This is a genomic window from Comamonas testosteroni (genome assembly GCF_014076415.1).
Taxonomy (GTDB): Bacteria; Pseudomonadota; Gammaproteobacteria; order Burkholderiales; family Burkholderiaceae_C; genus Comamonas; species Comamonas testosteroni_F.
This window is the reverse complement of sequence record NZ_CP043568.1, coordinates 943767-956368: the sequence shown is the minus strand read 5'-3', so window position 1 is coordinate 956368 and position 12602 is coordinate 943767. Positions and strand designations below refer to the sequence as shown.

Sequence of the window (12602 nt, the reverse complement as noted above, 5' to 3'; positions counted from 1 at the left end):
ACTGAATTTTTTTCAGATCAAGCGTAAGAAGCTTCTATATTCATAGCAAAACAAAAACCCGGACACTGCAAGGTGGCCGGGCTTTTTTGCGTTCACCACCTCCAATACTGGCACTTACAAATCAGGGCAGCCGCGCAAGCGCCTCAGGGGGTGTCAATCCAGCTTCGTGCCGGAGGCCTTGACGGCTGCCGCCCAGCGCGGCGTCTCGCCGGCCAGGAACTTGCCGAAGGCTTCGGAGCCCAGGAAGGCCGGATCGGCGCCCTGCTCCACCATGCGGCTCTTCACGTCAGGCATGCTCATCACCTGCTGGAAGGCATTGCTGAGCTTGGCCGTCACCTCCTTGGGCAGACCGGCAGGCGCCAGGAAGCCATAGAAGCCCACCACCTCGAAGCCCTTGAGGCCGGACTCGATGGCGGTCGGCACCTCGGGCAGCGCGGGGTTGCGCTCCTTGCTGGTCACGGCCAGCGCACGCACCTTGCCCTGCTTGTGATAGGCCGCAGCCTGCGGAATGCTCTCTGCCATGAACTGCACCTGACCGCCGATCAGATCGGTGAACGCAGGCGCGCTGCCCTTGTAGGGAATGTGAACCAGATCCACGCCCGCTGCGCTCTTGAACATCTCTGGCACCAGATGGCTGATGCCGCCGTTGCCGGCCGAGCCGAAGTTGATCTTGCCGGGGTTGGCCTTGGCATAGGTCGTGAACTCGGTCAGCGTCTTGGCCGGCACCTTGTTGTTGACCAGCAGCGCCAGCGGCTGCATGGCGGTGCGGGCAATCGGCGTGAAATCCTTGAGCGTGTTGTAGGGCAGCTTGCTGTAGAGCGCAGGGTTGATGACCATCACACCGGTATTGGCCAGCATCAGCGTGTAGCCGTCGGCGGGCGAGCGCATCACGTCCTGCGCCCCCACGGAGCCGCCCGCTCCGGGCTTGTAATCCACCACCAGCGGCTGACCGAGCACACCCTGCAGCTTGTCGGTCAGCAGACGGGCATGCTGATCCAGCGGGCCGCCAGCGGGAAAGCCCAGCACGATGCGGATGGGCTTGGTCGGAAAGGCGTCCTGAGCCTGTGCGCCCGCGGACAAAAGCAGGCTTGCGCCAGCCATCAGTCCGGCCAGCATATTCATTGAAGTCCTGTTCATTGTTGTCTCCTTGGTTTTAAAAATCATCGGCCGCGCAAGGCAATGCCCAGGCAAACCCGGCTCGGCCAACCTGCACCGGACAGCGGCATTCGAGCCATGCCCTGAGCCACGGCGGGAGCCGGCCGGCATAAAAAAGCGCTTCTCGAGAGAAGCGCTTGCCTGCCAGAATGCCAAGCGGCAATCAGCGCTTGGGCTGCCAGGCCAAGGCCTTGTTCTGCTGCTCGGCCACCTGGGCAATGCTGAGCTTGTTGGCCGCTTCATCACGGCGCTTGGCGGCGTCGCCACCCAGCTCCATGGCTGCCAGGTTGTACCAGAAGTAGGCCCTGGCATAGTCACGCGGCACGCCCTGGCCCTGTGCATAGACCATCCCCAGGTTGTACTGGGCTGCGGCGTCGCCCTGTTCGGCCGCACGCTGATACCACTGCACGGCCTTGCCGTAGTCGCGCGCAGCGCCCTGGCCTTCGGCGTACATCACGCCCAGGCGGTTCTGCGCACCGGAATGACCTTGCTCGGCCGCTGCGGTGTACCACTTCATCGCCTGAGCGGGGCTGGCGGTACCGCCCTGGCCATCGGCATACAGACGCGCCAGGTTGAACTGGGCCGAGGCATCGCCCTTGTCGGCCGCGCGGCGGAACCACTGCATGGCCGTCGCATAGTTCTGCGGCACGCCACGGCCTTCGGCGTACAAGGTGCCCACATTGTTGATGGCGGCAGCATGGCCTTGCTCGGCCGCCTTCTGATACCACTGCAGGGCCGTGCCGTAGTTCTGGGGCGTGCCCAGACCTTCGGCATAGATGGTGCCCAGGTTGTATTGGGCATCGGCATGATTCTGGTCGGCCGCGCGCTGGAACCATTGCGCCGCATAGGCAGGACTTTGCTCCACACCCAGACCGTAAAGATACAGACGGCCCAGATGGTTCTGGCCGTCGGCATTCCACTGCTCGGCGCTTTTCTGGAACCAGGACGCCGCCAGCTTGTAGTCGCGCGGGACGCCCACGCCATCCATATACATGCGGCCCAGGCTGTTCTGGGCCCTGGCGTCGCCCTGTTCGGCAGCGCGCTGCAGCCACTGGGCGGCCTGCACGGGGTCCAGCTTCACGCCCACTCCGTCGGACAGCATGGAGCCCAGTTGGTTCTGCGCCTGTGCATGGCCTTGATCGGCGGCTTTCTTGAACCAGTCTGCAGCCGTCATGTAATTGACGGCCACGCCATCGCCCTTGAGATAGCGCTGGCCCAGCTCGAACTGGGCCGTCACATGGCCTTGGGCGGCGGATTTCTCCAGCCACTGGGCAGCGGTGCTGAAGCTCTGGGGCACGCCCAGACCCTCCTGATAGAGGTGGGACAGGTTGTACTGCGCCACGGCATTGTTCTGCTGCGCCGCGCGGCCGTACCACTGGGCCGCCTCGCGATAGTTCTGAGGCACGCCCTGGCCGTTGGCATACAGCGCACCCAGGCTGTTCTGGGCACCCGCGTGCCCCTGCGCCGCGGCCTTGCGGAACCATTGTGCGGCCGTGGCGGCATTCTGGGGCACGCCCTGGCCGTGCACATACATCTCGCCCAGCTGGTTCTGCGCCTTGGCATCGCCGCGCTCAGCCTCCTGCAGCGGTCCGGCCGTGGAGGCCACGCGCGAGCCTGCAATCGGCAGCGGGCCATATTGCAGGCGGCTGAATTCAAACTGGGGGCCCGATGTGGCGGCTCTGGAATCGCGCAAAAAATTCATGCGACCTTCCGCACCGGTTTGCGCGGATGCGCTCTGGGCAAAGGCCGCCAGACTCGACATGACCAGCGCTGCGATGGGAGTGAACTTCATTCCGGTACGATTCCTAGACGCTTGTTGTTACATCAGACATACGATGACACCAACCTGCGAGCGTAACTGATTCTGATAGCAGCTTCGGTAAGGAATCCCTCAATCGCGGCATCCTAGCCACAGTTTTTTGACATTTGGCCGTGACATGAAAAAGCCCGGCAAAGCCGGGCCTGGAGCGATGGACAGGCTTCAGCGTCTGATCATCTGCTGGCGCACATAGTCCGCCAGCACCTGCATGAGCTTGGCAAAATGCATGCGCAGCGGCTCGAAGCCCGCATTCGGCTCGCGCGTGTCCTCGTCCATATAGACGGGGCGACGGATCTCGATCTGCATCGAGTGGCGATTGAGCTGCGGCTGGCCTATGCGCCCGATCAACTCCACCCCTTTATAGGGCTCGTTATAGGCCACGCTGTAGCCGAAGCCCTTGAGCGTATCGCCCACCAGATGGATGAACTCGGGCGCGCAGGTCGTGCCATCGCGGTCGCCCAGCACGAAGTCGGCCAGCGGCGGCGCATCGCTGCGACCCAGTCGCTGGTACACATCATTGGGCATGGAGTGCAGATTCAGATGCCACACAGACCCGAAGCGCGCCACGCTATCGTCGATGGCCTGCGCCAGCGCCGCGTGATAGGGGCGCCAGTAGCGCTCGATACGGTGCTGCACCTCGGCAACGGTGCGCTTGCGCTCATACAGGGGAGTGGCCACGCCGGCCTTGCTGATGCGCTGCCAGATCAGGCCCAGCCCCTGCTGGGTCTTGATGCTGGGCGACAGCGGCACCGGCCACTCGCCCTCGATCTGCGCGGGGTCCAGGTCGGACTCGTTGCGGTTCGGATCGACATAGGTGCGCGGGAAAGTCGCTTCCAGCAGCGTCGCGCCGAACTCGGGCCAGCGGTCCCAGAGCACGGCCACATGCGTGTCCTCGCCACGGCGCAGCAGGCTCATGGGCACGACGGCGCCGAAATCCTCGGGATAGGCCGTGCCGCTGTGCGGCGAGTCGCAGACTATGGGCAGGACCTCGCCCCGGGCCGGGTGCACCAGCACCGGCTCGGCCGGTCTGGCTTGCAGAAAATCAGGCACAGACATTCAAACCTTCATCAGTCCAGCTTGATATTGGCGCGCTTGGCCACGGCCGTGTAACGCTCGATCGCGGTCTTGATCTGCTTGGCAAACTGCTCGGGCGTGTTGCCCATGGACTCGCCGGAGATGGACTTCTGCTTTTCCAGATAGTCAGGCGAAGCCATGACCTTGTGGGCCGCAGCGTTGAGCTTGTCGATGATCGCTTTGGGTGTGCCCGCAGGCGCCACCAGGCCGAACCAGCCGCCGTCACCCATCTGGGGGTAGCCCAGCTCGGTATAGGTGGGCACATCGGGCAGCACATCGCTGCGCTTGAGCGCCAGCACGGCCAGAGGACGCAGCTGGCCGGCCTTGATATGCGGCAGGGTCGAGGGCAGGTTGTCCGTCATGGCGTTGACCTGTCCTCCCAGCGCATCGGTAATCGCCTGGCCCGCACCCTTGTAGGGAATGTGCAGCAGCTGAATGCCCGCGAGGTTCATGAAGTTCTCGATATTGGCATGACCCAGGGAACCCGTGCCCGGCGATGCAAAGGTGTACTTGTCGGGGTTGGCCTTGGCCAGTGCAATGAATTCCTTCATGGTCTTGGCAGGCACGCTGGCGTTCACCACGAACACGCTGGGCACGCTCATCACATTGGTGATGGGAGCGAAGTCCTTGATCGCGTCATAAGGCAGCTTGCGGAAGATGGCGGGGTTGGAGCCATGGGTGGACACAGTGGCCATGCCGATGGTGTAGCCGTCGGGTGCCGCCTTGGCGATTTCAGTCGCCCCGATGGAGCCGCCCGCGCCGCCCTTGTTGTCCACCACCACGGACTTGCCGAGCACGATGCTCATTTTCTCGGCCAGCAGACGCGCCACCATGTCGGTGGAACCTCCGGCGCCAAAGGGCACAACCAGGCGGATGGGGCGATTGGGGTAGTCCGCTGCGGCATTGGCAGCGAATGCGGGGGACAGCGCCGCTGCCGCTGCGCAGGCGGCAATGGACGACAGAACGGTACGACGAATGGCCATGCGGCTTCTCCTTGGATCTCTTGAAAGACTGGTTATGGGTCGGTCCGGAGCGTTTCACCGGACGCCCCGACCTTTGTTTCATTCTGTGCTCCAGGCCGCATGGCGAAAAGCGACAAGACGGCACGCAAGTATTACCAACCGTCATAATCCAAACCGTCATGCGCATGCACTCCCCCTCCCTCTCCGAACTTCACGCCTTTGCCGCCGCTGCACGCCTGGGCAGTTACTCGCTCGCTGCGCAGGAGCTGTATGTGACGCAGGGCGGCATCAGCCGGGCCATCGCCAGGCTTGAGGAACATCTGGGCTTTGCCCTGTTCGAGCGCCTGGGCAGACGCAACGCGCTCACCGCTGCAGGACAGGACTATCTGCAGGCGATAGAGCCTGCCGTGATGGCGATAGAGGCTGCGTCGGCCGCCGCCCGCAGGCGCCGCCACGGGCCGCAGCTGCGCCTGTCCGTCATTCCCACGCTGTTCAGCCACTGGCTGATTCCGCGCCTGCCCGACTTCAACCGCCGTCACCCGCAGATCATGCTCTCCTTCGCGCCCTACCGGCGCGACGATCCGCTCAATGCGCCGGAGATCGATGCCTGGATTCGCGTCGGCAGCCAGCACTGGCCGGCAGGCGTGGAGGCCGAATATGTGATCGGCCGCGACCTGATACCCATCTGCCACCCGCGCGAGCTGCAGGGGCCAAACCCCATCCGCAGCGAGCAGGATTTGCTGAACCGCCCGCTGCTGTTTCACACCAACTACCCGGGCAACTGGGCCAGCTGGATGCAGGCCCGGGGCCTGAGCCAGCCCTGCCCTGCCCCGGTTGCGGACTTTGAGACCGTGGCCCTGCTGGTGCAGGCCGTGGCTGCCGGCATGGGCACAGCCATGGTTCAGCGCTGTCTGGTGGAAGAGGATCTGGCATCGGGACGCGTGGCTCTGGCGCTGAATGCGCCGGTGCATATCGAGCGCGGCTACTTTCTGTGCCAGCAAGGCAGCCGCTCTCCGACGGAGGCCTTAAAGCAGTTTCGCAGCTGGATACTGGAGCAGGCCGGTCCCAGGGCTGTCAGCGACTGAGGCCTGGCCAGACACTGGCGCGAATACAACAGACACTCTTGAGTCAGATCAAGATTTCACGCAAAACAGCTTTCCAGCCGGTACGCCAATCAGCGCCAGGCTCTGGAAAGCACCCACTGGCAGCAGGCACTTGTACAGACCAGTGCGGCATAAGCGAGCATCTTGCCGTCGCGTGAAAACAACCAGAGACTGACCAGCAAAACCGCCGCACCCAATATGAAATTAATAGCTACCTGCGCAATGAAGGATTGGGCTCCAGCCTTGTTTTGCTTTAAAAAGCGAGCACAGATTGCCAGGCCCAGAGCGAGAAAAAACGCCGGGGCGAGGAAGTTGAGTAAATGATTAACGCTCGCAACAAAATCCATGGCAACAATCGATTCCAAGGCTTTGAGCCCGGGGGGTGCCCAATTCGGTACTAAATTTTATAATCCCCTGTTATGGCAGTCTGGGCTTTAGGTATCAATCACCACACGGCGCCGCTCGATATGCGGGGCCGTTTTGCGTTCGCGCTCGATCAGATCGCGCCGACGCTGCAAGGCCTGCGCGCATCCCTGTCCCACGCGGGCCGGGTTCACAGTGGCGTGGAAACTGCCATCCTCTCCACCTGCAACCGCACCGAGATCTACTGCGCCGCCGACGCCCCGGCCATGGATCACACCATGCACTGGCTGGCCAACAGCGGCGGCGTAGCGCCTGAGCTGCTGCGCCAGCACTCGTATCTGCTGCAGGACGGCTCGGTCGCCCGTCACGCCTTCCGCGTGGCCTCGGGGCTGGACTCCATGGTGCTGGGCGAGGCACAGATCCTTGGCCAGATGAAGAACGCCGTGCGCGCGGCCGAGACTGCGGGAGCCCTGGGCACCACGCTCAACCAGCTGTTCCAACGCAGCTTTGCCGTGGCCAAGGAAGTGCGCAGCTCCACCGAGATCGGCGCGCACAGCATCTCCATGGCTGCCGCCGCCGTGCGTCTGGCCGGCCAGCTGTTCGAAGACCTGAGCAAGATTCGCGTGCTGTTCGTGGGCGCGGGCGAGATGATCGAGCTGGTCTCCACCCACTTTGCAGCCCGCAACCCCAGGCAGATCACCATCGCCAACCGCACCATGGAGCGCGGCGAGAAGCTGGCCGCCCAGTTCGGCGCCGGCACCATGCGCCTGGCCGACCTGCCCGAGCACCTGCACGAGTACGACGCCATCATTAGCTGCACGGCATCCACCCTGCCCATCATCGGCCTGGGTGCCGTGGAGTCCGCTCTCAAGAAGCGCAAGCGCCGCCCCATCTTCATGGTGGATCTGGCCGTGCCGCGCGATATTGAAGCCGAGGTCAAAGACCTCAACGACGTCTACCTCTATACCGTGGACGATCTGGCAACCGTCGTGCGCACCGGTCAGGCCCAGCGCCAGGCCGCCGTGCAGCAGGCCGAGGTCATCATCGACACCGGCGTGCAAAGCTTTATGCAATGGATGGACCAGCGCAATCCCGTGGGTGGCGCGGTCTCGCTGATCCAGCAGGTCAATGCCCAGGCCGACGAATGGCGCGCGCTGGAAATTGCCCGTGCCAAAAAGCTGCTGGCCAAGGGTGAAGACATCGACACCGTGCTGGAAGCGCTCTCGCGCGGCCTCACACAGAAAATGCTGCACGGCACCATGGCCGAGCTGCACAAGGGCGACGCCGAAGAGCGTGCCCAGACAGCGGACACCGTCTCCCGTCTGTTCCTGCGCGCCAGCCGCAACCCCAGCAAGCTTTAGCGGCGCTCGCCCGCTTTGGCGCTGCCGTCCTCGTGCAGCAAGGCCCGACCGTGGCCCGCCCTCCCTCTTTCCTGACTCCACAAAGGTGAGCACCCTCACCTTTCCCAAGCTCTCGGTACCCCCTATGCAAGACTTTTTGCGCAACCAGCTCGAACGCTATGCCCAACGCCTGCAGGAGCTGGATTTCCTGCTCTCGCGCGAAGACATCATGGGCGACATGAAGCAGTACCGGACCATTTCGCGCGAGCATGCCGATGTGACGGCCATTGCCAGCCGCTACACCCGCTACCTGCAGACCGAAGCCGACATGGCCGCCGCGCGTGAAATGCTGAACGACCCCGACATGGCCGAAATGGCGCAGGAAGAGATCGTCAGCGGCGAAGCCGAGCTGATCAAGCTCGAGGACGAGCTGCAGCGCCTGCTGCTGCCCAAGGACCCCGACGATGCCCGCCCCGCCTTTGTCGAAATCCGCGCCGGCACGGGCGGCGACGAGTCGGCCCTGTTTGCCGGCGACCTGACCCGCATGTACACCCGCTACGCCGCCAACGTGGGCTGGAAGGTGGAAGTGATGAGCGCCAGCGAAAACGAAATCGGTGGCTACAAGGAAGTGGTGCTGCGCATCGAGGGTGACCATGTGTATGGCGCGCTGCGCTTCGAGTCGGGTGGCCACCGCGTGCAGCGTGTGCCCGCCACCGAAACCCAGGGACGCATCCACACCAGCGCCTGCACCGTGGCCGTGATGCCCGAACCCGATGAGGCCGAGGCCATCACGCTCAATCCCGCCGATCTGCGCATCGACACCTTTCGCGCCAGTGGTGCCGGTGGCCAGCACATCAACAAGACCGACTCCGCCGTGCGCGTGGTCCACCTGCCCACGGGCATCGTGGCCGAATGCCAGGACGGCCGCAGCCAGCACAGCAACAAGGCCAAGGCCCTGCAGGTGCTGCAGGCCCGCATCCAGGAAAAGGAACGCAGCGAGCGGGCCGCCAAGGAAGCGGCCATGCGCAAGGGCCTGATCGGCTCGGGCGACCGCAGCGACCGCATCCGCACCTACAACTTCCCCCAGGGCCGCCTCACCGACCACCGCATCAACCTCACGCTGTACAAGCTGCTGGCCGTGATGGAAGGCGATCTGGGCGATGTGATCCAGGCCCTGCAACATGCACGCGAGGCCGAGCTGCTGGCAGAGCTGGCCGCATCCTGAGGCCACAGGCATTGCCCTGCGGCAGGGAACAGCCTGGCTGTAGCCGGCTCGAACCCGGCCCGTTCGAACGACTCGCCAGAAATGGGGACAATTTCAAGATGACACAGCGCTTTTTACCGATTCTGGTGTCTGCTCTGCTATCGGGCCTATTGTTCGCATCGACCGCCGCCCAGGCCCAGGCCTTGCGCAAGCCATCGGCCTATGACTCGGGTGCGGGAAGCCCGGTCGACGCCAGCGGCAACCGTAACGCTGCTGCCAGCCTGCCAGCGCTGACCAGCCGCGCCGATTTCGACCGCGTGGCCCGTATCTTCGACCCGGCCAGCGCCATGCCCCATGTGCTGTTTGTGATCGACCGCCACAGCAAGAGCGCACCGCTGCATTTCATCAACACGCCGCGCTATGCGTTTCACGAAGATTTCCTGCGTGCCAAAGGCCTGCTGCAGGGCGGCAAGCCTGCGCTCAACCGCAATTACCGCGAGCCGGACCGCCGCTTCATTCTCGGCACGCTGAGCTGGCAACCCGCGCTCAAGGACTACAGCTACGAGTTCTGGGAGGGCGACCAGCTCACGCCCGGGCTGCTGCAGACCACGGCAGCTGCACTGAAAACCGGCTTCTTCGCCCCTGTGCGCTTCAAGGCCAACTCCACTCAGCAAGAAGCCGTGGCCCAGCAGGCCGGTATTGCAGCGGTCACCCAGGCCCAGTTGCTGGGTGCCCAGACCTATCTGCCGCTGAACCAGGGTCAGGCCGTGGGCCGGCTGCGCATCCTGAACCAGGCTGAAGAGGTGAATGATCTTCAGCCCAATGACATCGTGCTGCTGCGCGAAGTGCCCATCAGCCTGCCGCCCGTGGCCGGCGTGGTGACGGAAAGGCCGTCCACAGTGCTGTCCCATGTCAATCTGCTGGCGCGCGGCTGGGGCATACCCAATGCCTATGTGCAAAAAGCGGCCGAGCAATACGCTGCCTTCAACGGCCGCTGGGTGCATATCGACGTACAGCCCGCCAGCTTTGCGCTGCGCACCGCCACGGCTGCCGAACAACAGAGCGCGGAGCAGCAGGCACTGCGCCAGCCCGCCAAGGGCCGCAAGGTCTTGCTGCAGCCCGATCTGCGTCGCAGCGAGCTGGTGCCCCTGGCCGCCCTGCGCAGCGCGGATCGCCGCCGCTGCGGTGCCAAGGCCGCCAATCTGGGCGAGATCCAGTCCGCCCGCCTGGCGGACGTCAGCGTGCCCGATGGCTTTTGCATTCCGTTCGCCGCCTATGCCGACTTCATGCGCGCCAACGGCCTGGCCGAGCGCATTGCCCGCATGCGCCAGCAGCCCGGTTTTGCGACGGATGCAGGCCTTCGAAAGCAGGCCCTGTCTGCTCTGCAGGCAGACATCGAGCAATGGCCCGTCAGTCCGGCCGCAGCCGATGGATGGGCACAGCGCTGGTCCGGCCAGCTAGGCAGCCAGGGCGTGTTCGTACGCAGCTCTTCCAGCTCCGAGGACCTGCCCAACTTCAGCGGAGCAGGCCTCTACACCACCGTGCCCAATGTGCGCAGCGGCACGGATCTGGCCGCCGCCGTGCGCAAGGTCTGGGCCTCGGTCTACAACTTCGAGGCCTGGGAAGCCAGACAGGCGGCGGGCATAGACGACGCTCAGGTGATGATGTCGGTGTTTGTACAAAAAGCCGTGGACGCCTCCGCATCGGGGGTGATGATCACCCGCGACCCCTTCGATGCCTCGCACCGCTACATGAGCTATATCGCCGCCAAGCGCGGCATAGGCATCCTCGTGGTCGAGGGCCGGCGGGTTGCAGAGCAAATCCTCTACTCCAGCCGCAGCAAGGCCGTGCAGGTGCTCAACCGCTCGCAGGACGATGTGGCGCTGCAGCTGGATGCCAGGGGCGGCGTGCGTGAAGTGGCGGTTGCGGCCGGCCGCGCCGTGCTCAGCGACGCATTGGTGCAGCGACTGGCCCGCGCCGGAGCCGGCATCAAGCAACGCTTTGGCGGCAGGGACCAGGACATCGAGTGGGCCGTACAGGGCGATCAGCTCATCATCCTGCAGTCGCGCCCCTTCATCTCGGCGCCCGGACGTTAAGAATCCGCCATGCCGAATTTCGAGTCACCTGTCGTGATTGAACTGCTGCAAGCCCAGGGCTGGACCCCGCAGCGAGAGGTCGCCATACCCACGCCTGTCCGGAGCGCTCTGGACCAGCAGCCCAGTCTGGCCTGCCACCCTGCCGTGGCTGCACTGCAGAACCTGGCGGGCTTGCATATAGGCCAGGTGGGCAAGGGCCGGGAATGCGCCAGCAGCGATATAGAGTTTGACTGGCTTGAAGCATATTTCACCGGCGAAGATGCGGACGACGCCCTGCTCTCCTGGGAACAGCGCCTAGACACCCGGCTGATAGCGCTTGCCGACGTTCACCATGCCCATGGCCAGCTGCTGATGGCGGGCGATGGACGCTGCTTTTCCTGGTCTTTTGCAGGCATGAGCTTCGAGGGCGAGAATCTTCAGCAGGCGCTGGAGCACCTGCTGCTGGGTATACGCTCACGCCCCATGCTCGAGCCTGGCCAGCCATCGACCCAGTTGTACGGCACGCTCTACAAGGCGGGCGCCCCCGAGATATACCCTTGCTGAATTTCCGAAGAAGATCGCCTCCGGCCAAGCCATGACCGAATTCTCGCCCCCCTCTTTCTCCGTTGCCCAGGCCCTGCAGCAAGCCGCCAGCCAAGGCCTGGCGCGTGTCGATGCCCAGATGCTGCTGCTGCACCTGATGCAGCAGCCAGCGCATGCCCGCGCCTGGCTCATCACCCATGACGGCGATATGCTGGACGCCGAGCAGCAGGCCCGCTGGAGCCAGCTATGCGCCCTGCGCCAGCAAGGCACGCCTGTCGCCTACCTGACCGGAAGCAAGGAGTTCTACGGCCTGGATCTGGCGGTGGACAGCAGGGTGCTGGACCCGCGCCCCGATACCGAAACCCTGGTGGACTGGGCGCTGGAGCTCATGCCCGAAGGGCAGCCGGTCAGCGTCGTAGACCTGGGCACCGGCAGCGGAGCCATTGCCCTGGCCCTGCAAAGCCAGCGCCCCGCAGCCCGGGTCATTGCCGTGGACGCCAGCGCCGATGCCCTGGCCGTGGCCCGCAGCAACGCCGCCCGGCTCCAACTGCCCGTGCAGTTTGCCCACGGCAGCTGGCTGGAGCCCTTGAACGGGCAGGAACCTGTCGATCTGATCGTCAGCAATCCGCCCTATATCCGCGCCGACGACCCGCACCTGGCGGCACTGACCCACGAGCCACTGTCGGCCCTGGCCAGCGGCGCGGATGGGCTGGAGGACATACGCAGCATCATCGACCAGGCCCCGGCACACCTGAAGGCCGGCGGCTGGCTGCTTTTCGAGCATGGCTGGGATCAGGCCGAAGACGTGGCGCAGCTGATGCGGGCTGCGGGCTTCGGGCAGGTCCAGCACCGCCACGACCTGGCCGGCATTGCGCGCTGCACGGGCGGCTGCCGCCCTGACAAGGCTTGATTTCCAGAACTGAGCCCCCAAATATCCAGACAGCAAGATTTCCTCACAGCATCG

Annotated in this window: 11 protein-coding genes; 6 read left to right on the top strand and 5 right to left on the bottom strand. The window is 64.4% G+C overall.

Features of this window, described 5'->3' with window-relative positions:
• Positions 1-153: 153 nt before the first annotated feature.
• From F0P97_RS04330 to F0P97_RS04315, 4 genes are all read right to left on the bottom strand, one after another.
• A complete protein-coding gene (locus tag F0P97_RS04330; RefSeq protein WP_232538126.1) occupies positions 154-1137 on the bottom strand; it encodes a Bug family tripartite tricarboxylate transporter substrate binding protein in 984 nt (327 codons plus the stop codon).
• A 181-nt stretch (positions 1138-1318) separates the two neighbouring features.
• Entirely contained in the window at positions 1319-2947 is a 1629-nt protein-coding gene (locus F0P97_RS04325; RefSeq protein WP_182285757.1) for an SEL1-like repeat protein, read from the bottom strand.
• A 189-nt stretch (positions 2948-3136) separates the two neighbouring features.
• Entirely contained in the window at positions 3137-4030 is an 894-nt protein-coding gene (locus tag F0P97_RS04320; RefSeq protein ID WP_182285756.1) for an N-formylglutamate amidohydrolase, read from the bottom strand.
• Between the two features lie 11 nt (positions 4031-4041).
• Positions 4042-5031 carry a tripartite tricarboxylate transporter substrate binding protein BugE gene (locus F0P97_RS04315; RefSeq protein WP_182285755.1) on the bottom strand — a complete coding sequence of 330 codons (990 nt, stop codon included), beginning with the start codon at positions 5029-5031 and terminating at the stop codon, positions 4042-4044.
• Positions 5032-5189: 158 nt separating this feature from the next.
• On the opposite strand from F0P97_RS04315, the gene F0P97_RS04310 reads away from it, so the two are divergent.
• Entirely contained in the window at positions 5190-6095 is a 906-nt protein-coding gene (locus F0P97_RS04310) for a LysR substrate-binding domain-containing protein (RefSeq protein WP_182285754.1), read from the top strand.
• Between the two features lie 89 nt (positions 6096-6184).
• On the opposite strand, the gene F0P97_RS04305 is transcribed toward F0P97_RS04310, so the two are convergent.
• A complete protein-coding gene (locus F0P97_RS04305; RefSeq protein WP_232538125.1) occupies positions 6185-6478 on the bottom strand; it encodes a hypothetical protein in 294 nt (97 codons plus the stop codon).
• Positions 6479-6532: 54 nt separating this feature from the next.
• On the opposite strand from F0P97_RS04305, the gene hemA reads away from it, so the two are divergent.
• From hemA to prmC, 5 genes are all read left to right on the top strand, one after another.
• Positions 6533-7837, top strand: a complete 1305-nt coding sequence (gene hemA / locus F0P97_RS04300) for a glutamyl-tRNA reductase (RefSeq protein WP_182285753.1) — start codon at positions 6533-6535, stop codon at positions 7835-7837.
• Positions 7838-7961: 124 nt separating this feature from the next.
• Positions 7962-9041 (top strand): peptide chain release factor 1, encoded by a 1080-nt coding sequence (gene prfA, locus F0P97_RS04295; RefSeq protein WP_182285752.1) that lies wholly within the window; start codon positions 7962-7964, stop codon positions 9039-9041.
• Between the two features lie 98 nt (positions 9042-9139).
• Positions 9140-11116 carry a PEP/pyruvate-binding domain-containing protein gene (locus F0P97_RS04290; RefSeq protein WP_182285751.1) on the top strand — a complete coding sequence of 659 codons (1977 nt, stop codon included), beginning with the start codon at positions 9140-9142 and terminating at the stop codon, positions 11114-11116.
• Positions 11117-11125: 9 nt separating this feature from the next.
• Positions 11126-11659 carry an SUKH-3 domain-containing protein gene (locus tag F0P97_RS04285; protein ID WP_182285750.1) on the top strand — a complete coding sequence of 178 codons (534 nt, stop codon included), beginning with the start codon at positions 11126-11128 and terminating at the stop codon, positions 11657-11659.
• A 31-nt stretch (positions 11660-11690) separates the two neighbouring features.
• Positions 11691-12548 carry a peptide chain release factor N(5)-glutamine methyltransferase gene (prmC, locus tag F0P97_RS04280; RefSeq protein WP_182285749.1) on the top strand — a complete coding sequence of 286 codons (858 nt, stop codon included), beginning with the start codon at positions 11691-11693 and terminating at the stop codon, positions 12546-12548.
• The last annotated feature ends 54 nt before the right edge of the window (positions 12549-12602 follow it).

Coding starts and splice junctions, on each gene's coding strand:
- F0P97_RS04330 (WP_232538126.1), bottom strand. CDS start 1,137: ATGAACAGGACTTCAATGAATATGCTGGCCGGACTGATGGCTGGCGCA.
- F0P97_RS04325 (WP_182285757.1), bottom strand. CDS start 2,947: ATGAAGTTCACTCCCATCGCAGCGCTGGTCATGTCGAGTCTGGCGGCC.
- F0P97_RS04320 (WP_182285756.1), bottom strand. CDS start 4,030: ATGTCTGTGCCTGATTTTCTGCAAGCCAGACCGGCCGAGCCGGTGCTG.
- F0P97_RS04315 (WP_182285755.1), bottom strand. CDS start 5,031: ATGGCCATTCGTCGTACCGTTCTGTCGTCCATTGCCGCCTGCGCAGCG.
- F0P97_RS04310 (WP_182285754.1), top strand. CDS start 5,190: ATGCGCATGCACTCCCCCTCCCTCTCCGAACTTCACGCCTTTGCCGCC.
- hemA (WP_182285753.1), top strand. CDS start 6,533: ATGGCAGTCTGGGCTTTAGGTATCAATCACCACACGGCGCCGCTCGAT.
- prfA (WP_182285752.1), top strand. CDS start 7,962: ATGCAAGACTTTTTGCGCAACCAGCTCGAACGCTATGCCCAACGCCTG.
- F0P97_RS04290 (WP_182285751.1), top strand. CDS start 9,140: ATGACACAGCGCTTTTTACCGATTCTGGTGTCTGCTCTGCTATCGGGC.
- F0P97_RS04285 (WP_182285750.1), top strand. CDS start 11,126: ATGCCGAATTTCGAGTCACCTGTCGTGATTGAACTGCTGCAAGCCCAG.
- prmC (WP_182285749.1), top strand. CDS start 11,691: ATGACCGAATTCTCGCCCCCCTCTTTCTCCGTTGCCCAGGCCCTGCAG.